Here is a 14,698-nt window from a genome sequence, read left to right on the forward strand (position 1 = left end):
AAAGGGCATCAAGCAGCTACTCGACCAGCTTGACAACTTGTCCCATCACAATATCCCGCGTTCCTGCCGCACTGCATGCTGAACCCATTTTGATAGTCGAGCTACCAGTAAAGGTCACCTTGTCGGCTATCACTTGCAGGCAATCGTTCGTCGACTCGGAGTTTCCAAGAAACTCGACCGCCGAGCCTGGCAGATAAAGAGCCCCTTGAACTGTCGAGCCGACATTCCCTGTGATCTTGAACACCTCGCCGCAGGTGGTTGGGGACAGATCGCACCGGGAGCTGAAGAACAGGAGACCAGCATAGGGACCGGTCGAAGGTGCAGAGAGATCAAGGAGAGGTCGTCCCGCGAGATCGGCTGTCGCGTCATTGGCAAAGAAGAACGTGACTCTATCTCCGTGGAGCTCCCCCCCGGTGATCTTGAGTTCCCCTCCATCGATAATGTAGAGCACATCTTCTTTGAATGTGATTGCCCCCTTGAGCGTCAAACCGTTACAGAATCGCATGATGTTTCCGGTCGCCGGAGCAATTGTCACCGGACCGTCGAACTTGTTTTTCGCTTCGCACGCCGGAGCTGTGCTCAAGTTCGGCTCCAAGACGTCAGCGTAGGGATCCAGCGTCTTCGGTGCATTCTCCTGGACGCTGGTGCAGACCTTCAAATCGAGAAGATCCGGACTGGGGTTCTTGATGGCAGCCTCTCCAACCGTGCTGATACAATCGGCGGACAGATAGGCCGTTGAGTTGGGCATGTAGTAGGCATCGGGCTGGACAGAGTTCGCTGCAACACTACAGTCCTTCAGAGTTGCCGAGGAACTGCCGGAGACTTCAATCGCCTTCTGTTTGGTCTCGGATAGCGCCAGGACGCAGGCTGGCGATCCGCCTTCCAGCTTGGCGACGGCGCGAGCCGCAATGCGGATCGGGTCGTCAGAGAAGATCGATGAGAGCATCCGCGGATGTGTTTCGTAGAGACTGACCTCAACTGCTGTGGACTGCTTCGTATAGGCCCCGCTCTGCGGCGGATTGTGGACTGCGAAATTGGTGACGGTTTGCGTTTGTCCTTCAGCGACTTTGACGGGAACGAAGCCAGATATGGTGGCAACCTGCAGCGCTGCCGTCTCAAGACGCATCTGACTGTCGCCAACGCGCTTGCGTATGCCCGCAGCATGGGCTGCCACATCGGCTGCGTGCTGCAACTTGCGTTGCGTATAGTACCAGTAGCCTGTCTCCGCACCAAGTGCCATCCCGCCGATCAGAATGGGCGAGACAAGTCCCATAACCACCGCGGCGGCCCCGCGGTCGTCGGCTTTCAGCCTACCGAGGCCCGACTTCACGTCGCCAGCCCAGGAGCACAGACGGTTCACAAATTTCTTTTCGAGCATCATCGGTGCAAGGTGTTGTCAGGAGGGTTGCCGAGGTTTCTCCATATGGTGTCTGATTTGGCCGCGCTGCTCCATTCAACTGAATGGCCTAGGCCAGCCATCAGGCCACGGCCTTGCTGAGCCATTCAATCGTTTCACAGGCCCTCCTCGCCTCGCAGCGGACAGCCTCAAGCAGCGGCATCACGTCCTCGCCGGCGAGACAGGCTTGCTCAAGCTTCGTACAGAGCTCCGCCAACTGAGAGAAACCCAGGAGGGCCGCTTGCGATGTGATTGCATGGGAGTTGTCGGCGATCTGCCGAAAATTCGGCTCATAATCCATGTCGTTGAGGAAGCTGCTCATCAGCTGTTCCTCCAGACGTGTGAGCCAAAGCCCGACGCGGTCCTGACCCATCATATCGACGAAATCCTTGAAGTTCCCTTCGTCAAAGGCATCCGTCTGGGGCTGCATCGCAGCTATTGGGCCAGTTTCCCTGATCTGCGGCAGCCACTCGCTCAGCTTGCGAATGAGTTGATCCCGTCTGATGGGCTTACCGATATGATCATCGAAACCGGCTTCCAGGAAGCTCCTGACCTGCTGCGGCAGGACATTGGCCGTCATAGCGGCGATAAAGGTCCGGCTATAGGGGTGATCGAGGTCGCGGATGATCCTGGTTGCCGTAATGCCATCCATGCCGGGCATCTGGATGTCCATAAGGATCAAATCGTAGGCTCTCGCTTGAACGGCGGCGATCGCCTCATCGCCGCTTGAAACAAGATCCACCCGGTGACCTGCGTCCTCAAGAAGGATCCTCATGAGATCCTGATTGATCTCGATATCCTCCGCGACGAGTACGCGAGCGGGAGCCACAGCGACAGGCATCTCGCCCTCATACCGCTCCAACGGTATCGACGTGGTGCTCGGCAGTACGAGTTCAATCCAGAAGGTTGAACCTTTCCCGAGTTGGCTTTCAACCCCGATCTCGCCCTCCATTAGTTCCACCAAACGCTTGCTGATGGCCAAGCCCAGCCCTGTTCCTCCAAATTCTCGCCGGACGGATGGATCCACTTGAGAAAACCGCTTGAAAAGGCGTTCGTGCTGCTCTGGTGCAATCCCGATCCCAGTATCAACAACAGCAATGCGGATTCGCTCTCCGCGATCGGTACTGCCTAGATGTCGTGCAACTGCTGTAATATGCCCCTCGCGCGTGAACTTGACGGCGTTGTTCAGCAAGTTGAGCAGGACCTGGCGAAGTCTCGCCTCATCACCTATGAGCAACCTGGGAATTCGCGGATCCAGGTCAACTTTGATTGGAACTCCCTCTTTACCAGCGCCGCTGCTCACGATGGACACCGTATTGTCCACCAGCGCAACCAGTGGGAACGGCTCAAGCTGCAGCTTGATCTGGTCAGTCTCTATGCTCGAGAAATCCAGAATGTCATTCGCCACTGTGAGCAGGGCCGAAGCAGAGACTTGAATGAGGTCGGTATATCGCCGCTGCTTCGGGTTCAGCGGTTCGCTGAGCAGTTGCTCAGTATAGCCGATAATGCCATTCAGAGGCGTTCGGATCTCATGGCTCATGGATGCGAGAAAGTTCGTTTTGGCCATGCTAGCGCTGTTGGCTTGGCTCAAAGCTTTTTCTGCAATATCCTTGGCCGCCATCAGATCACGCTCGCGATCCGCGACAGCTTTTGCCATGCGGTTGAGCGCACGCTCAAGAAGCCGGACTTCACCAACCCCCCTGTGGGGGGAGCGGCCGCCAATATCGCCATACTCAAGAGCCTCGGCTGTTCGCGCGAGCATCCGCAATGGTTTAAGGATGAGCCATTCAACCCCGAGCATCGCAAGCAGGAGGGATCCACCGATGATGAGAGTGATCAGGACAACCCGATAACGCAGCGTTTCATCAATAGCTCCGACGACGGAGGCCTGGTTCAGGCCAACAGCCAAGACAGCATCGGTCTCAGGCAGGGAGCGAAAGACGAAGTATCGCGAAATGCCCGACAGATCCGGAACCTCTGCATCCTCTTGGGAGGACTCAAGAGCCTTCTGAATCAATGGCTTATCGCCGATATAAGCCCCTACGAGATCCAGGTTCGGAGGCTGATGCGCAATCAGATATCCTTTGCGATCTACAACAAGTACCGTGGTTTCAGGGACCGAGCCGAGCGGAACCGGATGGTGGTTCCCAAGAATGTCTACTGTCATTCCAACAGACAGGATTCCGACAGTCTGATTGCCGTCCAACACGGGTGCTGCAGCTGTCATCTGGAGAGCACCTGTCTCTTGATCGGCAGCCAAGTCACTGAGGACGAATCGCCGCTCGTGCAGGGCTTTGACGAAGAACTCCCGCCCAGCCGGATTGAAGGTGCTCGCCGTACTCCGAGCACTGCAAGCTTCGCTTCCGTCCGGGTTTGACAGACGTAACGAGTTCATCCAGTGATGCAGCGAAATATAGCGCTGCAGGAATTGCTCACATTCTGCCCCCAAGGAGCGCACCTCGGATGAGTGGCTCAGAAAGCGCAAGGCGGCCCGAGCCTCGTCAACGACCTGATTCTGTCGATCCAGTGCGTACGACGCCAGAAGTTCGGTCCGCTCTCGGGTCGCGGTAACAGCCACCCTGCGCTCATTGCTGGCAAATTGGACCAGGGCCGCGCTCAAAGGCGCGAGAGCGGCGATACCGATCAGAAGAAAGCGCCACAGGAGACTGTTCCGATCGAGCCACCGAAGCCGCAACCGTGCTCGCATGGTGATCCTCTGGGGTCAGGAACGCTTGCGACTATCAGCCGCCGAGCAAATTGCGCTTGCGGTTCGGATAAGGGCGCGCACCTGCAACAGCGGCTGCGGCGCGGTTATTCACACCGAAGTAGCGGAAGATGGCTGCCATGTGGATCTTGACGGTGCCCTCTCCAAGGCCGAGGGCCAGCGCAATCTCCTTGTTGCTCTTGCCTCGGATCAAAAGATCGAGCACGTCCTGCTGACGTGGTGTCAGTGGTGGAACAGCTTTCGAGTCATCAGGGAGCGCAGTCTCGGAGGGCTCTTGGACCATCGGCTGCACTGGCACGGACGAAATATCGGCCAGTGATGCGGGAACATATATTCCGCCATCAAAAACGGTCTTAAGGGCCCCTGCCAGGTCTTTGATGCTCAAACTCTTGGGCATATAGCCATGGACGCCTGCTTCGAGAGCCAAAAGGATGTCCCTACGCGAACTTGAGCCCGAGATTACGGCAATTCGGGTATCAGGAAAACACTCTCGAACCGCCCGCAGATTTGCAGGGGTTCGCATTCCTGGCATGGAGAGGTCAAACAAAGCGGTCGAAATGCTGGCGTTTTCGCTCAAGCAGTCCAGCGCCTCATCGAGCGACGCCGCCTCGACAACATCTGCAAATCCGAACTGGCGGTTAAGAATTGTCCCAACTGCCATGCGGAAATACGCATCATCATCCGCCACCAGACCGACGCGCCCCGACGAACTCATAACTCTGCCCCCACAAAGAAATCGTCCGACCGTTAACCGAAGAACTTCACTCCATTCTTGGCATTATTCTGGTTCGATCGTGCCCCATCGACCTCAATATGAAAATACCATACCGATCCCGATCGAACACAGCAAAACCCGGCAAACGGCCCAACCGCATATTCCTATACTATAGCACCAAACTGTCGCCTATATGTAAATCTACTTAGTTTTTACATGGTTAAGCTGCTCTGCTTATCTGCAGCACCATTAGGTTAGTATTCCTGCGATCGCATCGTTTGCTTGGTATTACCAAAGAAACCCTAGTGGCTTTTCCCAGATTGGGGGTCTGCCTTCATAAGCGACCGCAACTTGCTCGGACACCGTCGACACCCTCCGACCCGCGCTCGCTCTGGCTTGGACGCATTGCGGCGACCGAATATGGGTTCAGGTCGAGGGAACAATCGATCTACTCCTCACACGGAGATACAATCATCCACGCCATCGAAAAATCCTCAGCGCTGCGGCAACAAGAACCGATATCGGTCTCCGGTCCGGGACTACTCCTTAAGAGAGTGTGAGATTTCATTGCAAATTTTAGCCGCTGAATCTTATGATTTACCCCGAAGGGTAGGACGATGGATGGTCTGGCGATGGTTTGATTACGCTGGTTCCAAGGTTAACAAGAAGCTTTATTTGGGGAGCCATCCGGCACCATCATTGATCCTCTATGCGCCTTGTAAGGGCTCATTACCCGACAACTCAGCCTTTGCAGGTCTGACAAGGGGTGGCGAATGAGTAAGGTTAGCAGAACAGCAATAATTGCTGATGGAAATGAGTATTTCCGACTAGCCATGCAGAGCATTCTCACAGATCAGCTAGAATTCTCTAAAGTCGTACAAGCAACCTCTCTCGATGAGGCAGTCAAACATCTCTCAGAAGAACCGAGTATATCCATGGCGGTACTTGAACGCACCCTCCCCGGCCTCAAGAGTCCTGCTTGTTTAACCGCATTGCGTCAGCGTTTCCCAGCTCTCCGGCTGGCAATCATATCGACGTCGGACAAGAGACAGGACATTCTGGCAGCACTTGAGGCTGGCGTTCACGGTTTTGTGCTGAAGACCATCAGCCCCGCGGATCTGACGGCGGCGCTGAAACTGATCATGGACGAGATAATCTACATCCCATCGTCGGTCACGGCGATCCCGTCTCCTTCGGATGAGCAGGAAGCGCTAAATGAGACCTCGGCGGGAAAGCACCAGGTCATCCGTCTCCCGACACGCCAGAGAGAGGTTCTTGGGCTTTTGATGCATGGCAAATCGAATAAGGAAATCGCACGGGCTCTGAAGCTTAGTGAAGGCACGATCAAGATCCATATAGCAGCACTGTTCCGCGCCTTCGGGGCTAGATCACGGGCCGCGGTCGCGGCCGCAGGCTCACAGCTTCTTCTAAATTAATGATGAGAAGAATGTATTCGGAGAAGTTGTTGACACCCCACAACCGTGACTTGTCATTGCTTCAATCCCTGCGCAAAACTGTGATCAACATTTGGAGGGATTGATGAGTGACGGAAATGAGCGTCGTTCAAGCAGACGCCGGCGTACCTTTCTGAAGGGACAGCTTGTCTTCAACAACAACTCTTCGGTCCTTGACTGTATTGTGAAAGACCTCTCAGACGCAGGAGCGGCCGTTTCTTTTGATGGAGTTTTCAATCTTCCGCTAGAATTCGAATTATTAATCCCAACCCGAGATGTACAAGTTTCGGCGCACTTGGTGTGGAGCCGCGGAACCACTCACGGTATCGCATTCACCGCGGGAGCAGTCGCTCCAAGGAATAGCAGCGATACAGTCATCGAATAGTACTCAACTACTGAGCTGCTGACTTGCTTATGCGATACTGTACCTGACACGGTTCAATGATGGCCGGGGAGCGTTGTTAACGAAGGCTCATAAGCGATGTCACATTAACTGACATCGGGTGCTTTGAGGGCAACTCGGCCGCTCAACTGGCTCAAACGATGATCCCCGCCGCGATTCTCCATTCCGCCACAGCATTGAGGCGGTACAGATGAGTGGCAAGAGCGAAGTGGTGGGTACGGGGTGCAACGATCCAGAGTGACTAGAGTACTGCCTTCAGCGGGAGGGACAACAACACGCGACCCGCGGCATCGGCGACGTTAAGCTGCCAATCGTCCCATATCTCGTCAGCTTCTTCGCCCTCCCGGCGAAGCTCTTGGATGGCCTTGCGGGCTTCAGCTTCTGCAGTTTGAAGGTTGGCCACGTCAACCCCGGTATCGTCGGCGATCACATTGTGACCGCTCACGAGATGGAAGTAGCAGCGGATCCAAATCCGGTATCGTGGAAGACAACGACGATACTGCATGTTCTATCCCTTCCGACATAAACAACGTCCAAAGCAGGACAAGCCTCAGTCCAACCGAAACCGGCGCGACGCGGACCAGCCCATTGCCCGCTGCCCGCTTCACGACGTCACGCGCGGGCGGGTAAAGATGTTCCAGTAGATCACCCCGAAGCCGACGAAAGCGGCCGCCCATGCGCCTCCGGCGACATGCAGCAGCGTATCGCCCCAGCTAGGGTGGATGGCCGCGCAAACCCGTGCGAGCGCGCTGACGACGAGCACGAGGCAGAGCACCTGCATAGGCGCAGACGCGACAAGCGCTCGGCCCGTGTGCCCCAGGCTTGCCCGGGACATCACGGCCAACGTCATTACGCCCATGGCTCCCCCGGTCCAGGCATGGATCCCGGCCGCAATCGGGAGAAGCCTTAAGGAAGCCAGTCCCGTCAGAAGGAAACCGAGCGGCACGAATAAGTAAGCGACATGGAGGATGAGAACGAGCCGGTCTCGCCATGTCCGCTCTCCGCCCCAGCGCGCCATCCGCACTGCCTGGAGCAGCCCTGCGGCGATCAGCGCCGCTCCGGTCACGCTCCCCTCCGGCACGATGATCCACGCCAGGAGAGCTACGCCGGCTGCAATCATGGAGATCGAATCAAACCGTCCGAACGGCGCTGGCAGACGGCCAGGATTCTCCCGCGAGAGCCAGTTGCGCGTGAAGCTCGGGATGATGCGCCCCCGACCAGCATGATGAGCATCATGGTGGCTGCGATTCCGAGACGGGGACCGTAATCCACGGCCCCTAGAAGATGAGCCTCGGCGTGGAAGGCGATGTTGCCGACCGTGAGAATGCCGAGTGCGATCAGAACTTTGAGGTTGCGCCAGTTTTTTCCCTTGATGATCTCGCGGGCTATTGCGGCCGCGACGAGCAGTAGGAATGCATTGTCGATAACGGCCGCTGCCTCCCAGCCAATCCAGACCGAGGTGGTGACAGCGACACGCCCGGCCACCCAGACGAGCACGAGAATGAGCAGTGGCCGTCCCTGAAGCGGCATGCGCCCGGTCCAATTCGGAACCGCTGTCAGCAGGAAACCCGTGATCACGGCCGGAAGATACCCATAGAGCATCTCGTGGATGTGCCAGTCGCGTGGTGCGAAGGTGGTCGACAGCTCCAGCTCTCCATAGAACATCGGCAGCCATGCCAAGATCGCGAGGCCAGCATAGAGGGAGCCGAGGAGAAAAAACGGCCGAAAGCCGTAGGAGAGGAGCGCGGGTCCGGTATAGTCGCGCAGACGTGGGATCGGGGCCATCATCGACCTCCTTCAGCTGGAATGAATACGTCCTGGGCTGTCACGGCGCGTCTTGTCTCGACATCTATTGCCGTGAAGGTGATGGATTGCCTGTCGACCTCGGCGGTCGTGACGAGCACCCGCAACTCACGGGTCGCATCGGAGGCCGCACTCACCGGTCCGTCCTCGCCGACCACCTCCACGGATGCATCGCGCAGCCCGGATACCGTCAGGTCAAACGAGCGTTCCACATCCGCCTTGTTGTAAAGCCTCACCGCGTAGCCGTTCCGGATACGACCGTCCGACAGCTTTACGGCAATCGGGTTTCGGTCATGGATTACAGTGATCTTGGTGTCGCTCCGCATCGACAAACTCACCCCCATGACGCCGGCGAGCGCCACGATGGACAACCCAAGACACACGGTCTTCGGTCGGATCACACGCCGTCGGACAGACTCGTTCCTGCGCTCACGCTCGATATTGGTCCAAGCCTCGTAGTCGATAAGACCGCGCGGGCGATCGAGCTTCACCATCACCCCGTCGCAGGCATCGACGCACAGGCCGCAGTTGATGCAGGTGAAGTTAGGGCCCTCTCGAATGTCGATGCCGATCGGGCAGACGTTCACGCACTGCATGCAGTCCACGCAATCTCCCGCCGGCTCACCTTTCGCCCTCAGTTCAAGAGCCTTCTTGGCAGAGGCACGGGGTTCGCCCCTGTGATCTCGATAGTTGACCGTCAGCGCCTCGGGATCCCAGATCGCGCCCTGGAGTCGCGGCCAGGGGCACATCCAGGTGCAGACCTGCTCACGCGCGAAGCCGGCCAAGGTGTAGGTGGTGCAGGTCAGTATGCCGACCCAGGCATAGGCGATCGCGGAGGCGCGCCCTGTTGCAAGGTCGACCAGAAGCGTCGGCGCATCGATGAAATAGAGGACGAAGGCTCCTCCGGTCAGCATGGCAATCAGAAGCCAGACCGCATGCTTGAGTGTTATCTCAAGAGTGCGCCTTAACGTGAGCGGTGCCCCTTTCTTCTTCAGCCGCTCCCTGCGGTCGCCTTCGACCCAACGCTCGACGAGCAGAAAGAGATCGGTCCAGACAGTCTGTGGGCAGAAGTAGCCGCACCAGATCCGCCCCGCGACGGCATTGAGCCAGATGAGAACCAGCGTCGCCAACACTAGCAGGCCCGTGAGGTAGTAGACCTCCTGAGGCCAGATCTTGATGAAGAAAATGTAGAGGCGTCCACGCTCCAGATCGAGAAGCACTGCTTGGTCAGGCTGACCGGGGCCACGGGCCCATCGAATGAACGGCAAGGCATAGTAGACGGCCAAGCAGACGATCAGCGCGATCCACTTCAGGCGTCGGTAGCGGCCGGAGACGGATTGTGGAACGACCCGTTCCGTGATGGTGCCGCGCTTCGGAGTACGCAGGTGAGCCCGCTCGGGCTTGAAACTAATGTCGAGAGTGGCCATCGGGCACGATGAAAATGAGAATTTTGGCGCCGCCGCAGTGACCATTCCGCGGCGGCGCAAGGGCTTCTCCAGACACGCCGTTACTTCGCGGCGGTCTTCGTTGCAGCGAGCTTATCGAAGAGGTTGCTGAAGGCCTGCTTGGCCTTACCGGGGTGGGTGGCGGCCTTCGCCTGATCCGCATTCGTCGGCTCGCCGACGACGACCATGCCGACCATGCCCATGCCATAGTGCGGCTTGCACTTGTAGCCATACACACCGGCCTTGTCGAAGGTGATCGCGAGTTCTTCGTTTATCTTTCCGACGAAGGCCTTGCCACCCTCCGGCAGCATCGTCTCGATGCTTTCGACGTTGTGGCCCTTATCGGCCGCAACGAACTTCACCGTGTCGCCTGGGTTAATCTTCACGAAGGCCGGCTCGAACACCATGACACCCTCGGTGCCCTTGTTGAGCATCTTCACCTCGACCTCGGCGGCGCCGGCGGCGCCGGCGAAGCCGAGAGCTGCCACGAGGGCGCCGAGCACGATAACCTTCCGCATGATTGTTCTCCTGATGTGATACCTGCGAGCCGGACCGACTCTTGAGGAGAAGTCATAATCCCCGTCGGTCGCGCCTTGTTTGATCTGCCGCAAACTCGCGGACGTTCTTCCTCGGAAGGTTCGACATTGCCGGATCAGTGCCACGGGAAGGCTATGTCATTTGAGGTACATCAATTCCCGCAATCGGTTGTTCCTGTAGAGGATACTGGAGAGAAAGTCCGATGATGGTCCGGGGTTGATCCCTACAACCTTGCGCGGCGGAAGGGCACGACATTCTTCCTCGCCGGGGGCAGCCATCGACGTGACACCTGTGTGGGAGATGGGACTCGCAGAATGTCGAAACTGGACAAGTCACTCGTGGCCAACCTCCCGATCTTCGCAGGAGTAGAGACGGATGCGCTCCGCGAGATTCTCCGGGAAGCGCAATCGATCCGTTATCCAAAGGGTTCGAGCGTCTTCCAGCAGGACGAGGAGGCCAGCTCCTTCTTCATCCTGCTTCACGGTCACCTGCGGGTCATGAAAGTCACGCCCGACGGACAACAGGTCGTTGTCCGCTTCGTAACGCCGGGCGAGATCTTTGGCATCGCTGTGGCCATGGGGCGGGCGACCTATCCGGCAACGGCACTTGCCGTGGTCGACAGTGTCGCTCTCATCACGTGACAGGTGTTAGGGATTTAGCATGCTCGGGAACATCCCTATTGCGGGCAGAGGTTCGCCCATCGCCCGCAAGGTGTTAGGGATTTAGCATGCTCGGGAACATCCCTATTGCGGGCGATGGGCGAACCTCTGATCTTCGGAGCATCCTTAAGAAGCGTCAGATCTTTCGCATGAATGGCTGGCGTAACGCATTGGCTGCCGGATGCCTGGTCACCTTGTTGATTGCTGGTCCCTCTGTCGAGGCTGACGAGTTTGACCCTCTCATCGTCTATGAAGAGGCGAGCGTTCTGAACGATCAATGGCAGGCTTGCGCCGCGTCCTTTATCAGGGGGCAGCTCCAAACGCGTCAGACGGAAGAGCGGCTAGCGGAGCAAGCGCTTGATCGATGCCGTGCCAGAGAGGGCAGTCTAAAACGCTTCCTGACCGACAGAATTGGAGGGAAGAGCGCCAGCAATGTTGTGGCGCTCATGCGCGAGAAGTGCCGATCCGGCTTGATTGCTGCTTTGGCCGAGCTGAGAAAACGCGATTAGGCCTGCTCGGCTGTCCGCTTGAGAGCATGAAGAAGTGTGGGTCAGTTTGATAACCGGTTGGTTGCACAAGATCTCCAGCTAGACGAAACAAAGCTGCGAGAAATCCTCACTAGGCCCGTCACGCTAACTCCCCGCTTGCCACTGGTTGAGGACCTCAATGGGACAGATCAGCATGATGACATTGAGGATGAAGTTATCCCGGATCCAGTATCCGACGATCAACTCCATGAGCAGAGCGACCACCACCGTCAGCGAGACAGGCCAGATCCGGGCAAACCAGAATCCGACGATCATGGCGCCGACATCCGTGACCGAGTTGATAACGCTGTCGCCATAATAGTTGAGAGCGATATTCGTCGCACGGTAGCGGTCAATGACGGTGTTCGTGTTCTCAGCGACCTCCCACGCGCATTCGACGCCGAGAGCCAGCAGGAACGCCACATCCAGCGGCAGCGGCCGCCCTCGCGCGAGGCCGACGAGCCACGCGCCGCCATAGAACAGGAAGCCGTGGATGATGTGGGACGGGGTGTACCAGTCCGTCAGGTGCTGGGAATTGCCCGAATCCTTGACCATCCCGTGCCAGAGCTCGATCGTTCCGCAGGTGCAGAACGCCGTTCGGCCCATGGCGAGTAGGACGGCAACTGTCAGCGCGATCAGGCACAGGGCAAGACCGACATAGAGCATGGTCCGCGCCCCAGCAGGCTGGTCCACCCCGGGCGCGGGGGTGGGAGTGCATGCATTCTCTGTTCCTTGCAACGAAGTCATCTTGCCTCACCCAACTTCAAGTGTGCTGATCGGATTGGCCGCTTATCGGTCGACCGGCTCTAACGTCGAGGTAGCGGCCTTGAACACGAATACGCCGGGTCCAGCGTAGCGCTTCCCCAACGGGTCTTCGATTTGCGCCTGAAATTTTGAGTAGAGCGCTACCATCGCGGTGAAGCGCGCGTGCTTGAAGCTGTCGGACGTCGTCAGCTCCGAGATGTCGACAACGCGGGCGCCGTATCGCTTAGCCGCAGCTTGAACCCACGGATCGTGGACATCGTCGGCGCCGACACGCCGGCCACCGGTGATGATGCGAGACAGGTTCAAAGCGCTGTCATCGCTCGAAACCAGCAGCGTGAGCGGACGAGGAAGTCGACCGATGATCTCGAACTGGCGAACCATGTCGACGACGTCGATATCAGGAGCAGCCAACACGACGTTCGAAAACCTGTCGAACACCGCTCGACGACGCTCGCGGCTCATTTTGGCCAGCGTCTCCATCGTGAGCCATCCTCCCATGCTGTGAGCAAGCACCACGACCCGCACCCGCGGCCGCGCAGCCAGGATTTCGATGGTCCTCGCAAGGCCGTCGGTCGATGCTGCGGCCGCCGCTCTGTCTGCACTATAGCTAAGTGTCCTTCCCTTGGACGGCCAGGCGAACAGCACTGCGACCCGGTTATCGTGGGCATCCGCGGTGATCTGGGCGAGCCGATAAACTGTTTCCTGAAAGCTGTTATTGTATCCGTGAACGAAAAGCCGAATGGACCGTCCGTCGCCCTCTGCGCGGGCAATGACGGCTCGGAACTCGGCCTCCGACAGACGTGCCGCTTCGACGGTGACGAAATCATTGGCCCGATCAGGCGGGTCACTTGGCCACTCGATCACATCAGTTCGATGTGTCGGTGGGATCGAGATCACGTACCGGGCGAAGCGAAGTGTCTGCGAGTGACCGCTGGTGAATGCAGTTCCCGATCCGGGCTCTGGCGTTCGCAGTGTCGCGACAAAGATGGTAACGTTCCTGTCACCACGCTCCGCTCCTGCAGGCTGCAGGACTTCGGGACCAGGCCGTCCGACACACGCGCCGAGCGCAACGACGAGCGTGGCGACCAGGACCCGGCAAACCGCGGAGGCTGGCCAGGCTTCAGTCACATGCCTCGTCCGTGCTCCGTAGGAAACCAACTACCGGTCCTCCCAATGGCATTTCAGATGGAATACCCCAAGCCAATCGCATGGTCATCGATTGTTGAACTTCAACTCGGCGCGGAACGTGTTGCTGAGGGTAAAGAGCGAATGGAGTTCGCTAGCGCGTGATGCCCAGAAACAGGCACGTTCCTCGTTCGACGCCAACTAGGGTGCACCATTAATATTGCGGGGCATTTGGAATTCCTTGCGCCGTGCCCAATTGCATCGGAGTGGCTGCCGCTCATGCGCTTCGTCGTTCTGATAATCATCTATCCATATCGGACAGCGATCGGCTATCTACCGAAAAGGCGGTTTCTCCTATGCCAAAGCAGGGTACGCCCCTAGCGCTCGGATACCCATCTCCACCACTGCGTCTAGCCACCCTAGGCCTTCGCATAGCCCAACAGGTGCCTGCGTAGAATAGGCGGGTGTGCCGCACTGCCGCATTCTTCTCACACCCGCCACCCTGGCCCAGATGGGGAGAGGTGGTCCGGTATCGGACTAGATAAGAAGATCAAGATGAGAAATGAAGGACCAAGTAAGGGGTTGGAGTGGACTAACCTGCTTCTCGGCATAGGTTTGGCCTGCGCAGGATTCATGCTCGCCGAGCTACCTGCCGCCGCTTGGAATGCCGGGATCGTCGGCACGCTGATCGGGTGCTGCTCCGCTGCCGCGCTCTACCGCTATGGGGATTGGGCCGAATGGTCCAACATCATCCTGGGCTGCTGGACAGTGATCGCTCCATTCCTTCTTGGTTTCGGATCGGTGCAGACGCCGATGTGGGCGCACGTCCTGATTGGGCTTTGCATCGTGACGATCGCCACCATGCAGCTTCTGACCAGTCGCAGGATGCAGGTGCCTTCGAGCACCAAGTCCACCCCCGCGAGATAATGTCAAAGAGCCAAACGCCCTGGGGGCGGACGCGGATTGGCTTCCGCGACTGTCCCTCGAATGCTCCGGCCACGATCCAGGATTACCGCATGTCTAATACCACGTCCTGGTGATCAGAACCCGTGTGCCCAGTCGCGCAAGCCGATGGACATAATCGTCCAGGGCTGCTCGGTGAGCCTGTTCCACGCGTCACAGCAATGATCGAGGATGTCCTTGT

Annotated in this window: 13 protein-coding genes and 2 pseudogenes; 5 read left to right on the forward strand and 10 right to left on the reverse strand. The window is 58.0% G+C overall.

From position 1 onward, the window contains the following. Positions 1-16: 16 nt before the first annotated feature. The 4 genes and pseudogenes from ACS5Q1_RS25755 to ACS5Q1_RS25770 form a co-directional block, all read right to left on the reverse strand. Positions 17-1,126, reverse strand: a complete 1,110-nt coding sequence (locus tag ACS5Q1_RS25755; protein ID WP_473100860.1) for a pilus assembly protein TadG-related protein — start codon at positions 1,124-1,126, stop codon at positions 17-19. Between the two features lie 39 nt (positions 1,127-1,165). Continuing rightward, positions 1,166-1,381: pseudogene (locus ACS5Q1_RS25760) on the reverse strand (TadE/TadG family type IV pilus assembly protein); the annotation flags it as partial. A 97-nt stretch (positions 1,382-1,478) separates the two neighbouring features. Beyond that, positions 1,479-3,881 (reverse strand): ATP-binding protein, encoded by a 2,403-nt coding sequence (locus ACS5Q1_RS25765; RefSeq protein WP_473100848.1) that lies wholly within the window; start codon positions 3,879-3,881, stop codon positions 1,479-1,481. Between the two features lie 256 nt (positions 3,882-4,137). After that, positions 4,138-4,836, reverse strand: coding sequence for a LuxR C-terminal-related transcriptional regulator (locus ACS5Q1_RS25770; RefSeq protein ID WP_473100849.1), 699 nt, complete (start codon positions 4,834-4,836; stop codon positions 4,138-4,140). A 773-nt stretch (positions 4,837-5,609) separates the two neighbouring features. On the opposite strand from ACS5Q1_RS25770, the gene ACS5Q1_RS25775 reads away from it, so the two are divergent. Further along, positions 5,610-6,272: a response regulator transcription factor gene (locus tag ACS5Q1_RS25775; protein WP_473100850.1), complete on the forward strand. Its 663-nt coding sequence runs from the start codon at positions 5,610-5,612 to the stop codon at positions 6,270-6,272. A 103-nt stretch (positions 6,273-6,375) separates the two neighbouring features. Then, on the forward strand, positions 6,376-6,675 hold the full coding sequence (locus tag ACS5Q1_RS25780) for a PilZ domain-containing protein (RefSeq protein ID WP_473100851.1): 300 nt from the start codon (positions 6,376-6,378) through the stop codon (positions 6,673-6,675). Between the two features lie 259 nt (positions 6,676-6,934). Here the strand turns inward: ACS5Q1_RS25780 and ACS5Q1_RS25785 are convergent, their stop codons facing one another. The 4 genes and pseudogenes from ACS5Q1_RS25785 to ACS5Q1_RS25800 form a co-directional block, all read right to left on the reverse strand. Beyond that, on the reverse strand, positions 6,935-7,198 hold the full coding sequence (locus ACS5Q1_RS25785; RefSeq protein ID WP_473100852.1) for a DUF6894 family protein: 264 nt from the start codon (positions 7,196-7,198) through the stop codon (positions 6,935-6,937). A 99-nt stretch (positions 7,199-7,297) separates the two neighbouring features. Next, positions 7,298-8,478 (reverse strand): annotated as a pseudogene (locus tag ACS5Q1_RS25790) (NnrS family protein). Further along, positions 8,478-9,983 carry a cytochrome c oxidase accessory protein CcoG gene (ccoG, locus tag ACS5Q1_RS25795; RefSeq protein WP_473100853.1) on the reverse strand — a complete coding sequence of 502 codons (1,506 nt, stop codon included), beginning with the start codon at positions 9,981-9,983 and terminating at the stop codon, positions 8,478-8,480. The pseudogene ACS5Q1_RS25790 and the gene ccoG overlap by 1 nt, the downstream one beginning before the upstream one ends. A 20-nt stretch (positions 9,984-10,003) precedes the next feature. Continuing rightward, positions 10,004-10,459 (reverse strand): pseudoazurin, encoded by a 456-nt coding sequence (locus ACS5Q1_RS25800; RefSeq protein ID WP_473100854.1) that lies wholly within the window; start codon positions 10,457-10,459, stop codon positions 10,004-10,006. A 333-nt stretch (positions 10,460-10,792) separates the two neighbouring features. Between ACS5Q1_RS25800 and ACS5Q1_RS25805 the strand changes: the two genes are divergently transcribed. Both ACS5Q1_RS25805 and ACS5Q1_RS25810 read left to right on the forward strand, forming a co-directional pair. After that, entirely contained in the window at positions 10,793-11,119 is a 327-nt protein-coding gene (locus ACS5Q1_RS25805; protein WP_473100855.1) for a cyclic nucleotide-binding domain-containing protein, read from the forward strand. Positions 11,120-11,286: 167 nt separating this feature from the next. Continuing rightward, a complete protein-coding gene (locus tag ACS5Q1_RS25810) occupies positions 11,287-11,646 on the forward strand; it encodes a hypothetical protein (RefSeq protein ID WP_473100856.1) in 360 nt (119 codons plus the stop codon). Positions 11,647-11,769: 123 nt separating this feature from the next. Here the strand turns inward: ACS5Q1_RS25810 and ACS5Q1_RS25815 are convergent, their stop codons facing one another. Together ACS5Q1_RS25815 and ACS5Q1_RS25820 are read right to left on the reverse strand one after the other, a co-directional pair. Beyond that, positions 11,770-12,330 carry a DUF2585 family protein gene (locus ACS5Q1_RS25815; protein ID WP_473100857.1) on the reverse strand — a complete coding sequence of 187 codons (561 nt, stop codon included), beginning with the start codon at positions 12,328-12,330 and terminating at the stop codon, positions 11,770-11,772. A gap of 123 nt (positions 12,331-12,453) precedes the next feature. Then, entirely contained in the window at positions 12,454-13,557 is a 1,104-nt protein-coding gene (locus ACS5Q1_RS25820; protein WP_473100858.1) for an alpha/beta hydrolase, read from the reverse strand. A gap of 552 nt (positions 13,558-14,109) precedes the next feature. Between ACS5Q1_RS25820 and ACS5Q1_RS25825 the strand changes: the two genes are divergently transcribed. Further along, positions 14,110-14,481 carry an SPW repeat protein gene (locus tag ACS5Q1_RS25825; protein WP_473100859.1) on the forward strand — a complete coding sequence of 124 codons (372 nt, stop codon included), beginning with the start codon at positions 14,110-14,112 and terminating at the stop codon, positions 14,479-14,481. Positions 14,482-14,698 lie beyond the last annotated feature (217 nt).

The organism is Microvirga sp. GN3, assembly GCF_055792825.1.

Coding starts and splice junctions, on each gene's coding strand:
- ACS5Q1_RS25810 (WP_473100856.1), top strand. CDS start 11,287: ATGAATGGCTGGCGTAACGCATTGGCTGCCGGATGCCTGGTCACCTTG.
- ACS5Q1_RS25775 (WP_473100850.1), top strand. CDS start 5,610: ATGAGTAAGGTTAGCAGAACAGCAATAATTGCTGATGGAAATGAGTAT.
- ACS5Q1_RS25805 (WP_473100855.1), top strand. CDS start 10,793: ATGTCGAAACTGGACAAGTCACTCGTGGCCAACCTCCCGATCTTCGCA.
- ACS5Q1_RS25770 (WP_473100849.1), bottom strand. CDS start 4,836: ATGAGTTCGTCGGGGCGCGTCGGTCTGGTGGCGGATGATGATGCGTAT.
- ACS5Q1_RS25815 (WP_473100857.1), bottom strand. CDS start 12,330: ATGCTCTATGTCGGTCTTGCCCTGTGCCTGATCGCGCTGACAGTTGCC.
- ACS5Q1_RS25780 (WP_473100851.1), top strand. CDS start 6,376: ATGAGTGACGGAAATGAGCGTCGTTCAAGCAGACGCCGGCGTACCTTT.
- ACS5Q1_RS25825 (WP_473100859.1), top strand. CDS start 14,110: ATGAGAAATGAAGGACCAAGTAAGGGGTTGGAGTGGACTAACCTGCTT.
- ACS5Q1_RS25755 (WP_473100860.1), bottom strand. CDS start 1,126: ATGCGTCTTGAGACGGCAGCGCTGCAGGTTGCCACCATATCTGGCTTC.
- ACS5Q1_RS25785 (WP_473100852.1), bottom strand. CDS start 7,198: ATGCAGTATCGTCGTTGTCTTCCACGATACCGGATTTGGATCCGCTGC.
- ACS5Q1_RS25800 (WP_473100854.1), bottom strand. CDS start 10,459: ATGCGGAAGGTTATCGTGCTCGGCGCCCTCGTGGCAGCTCTCGGCTTC.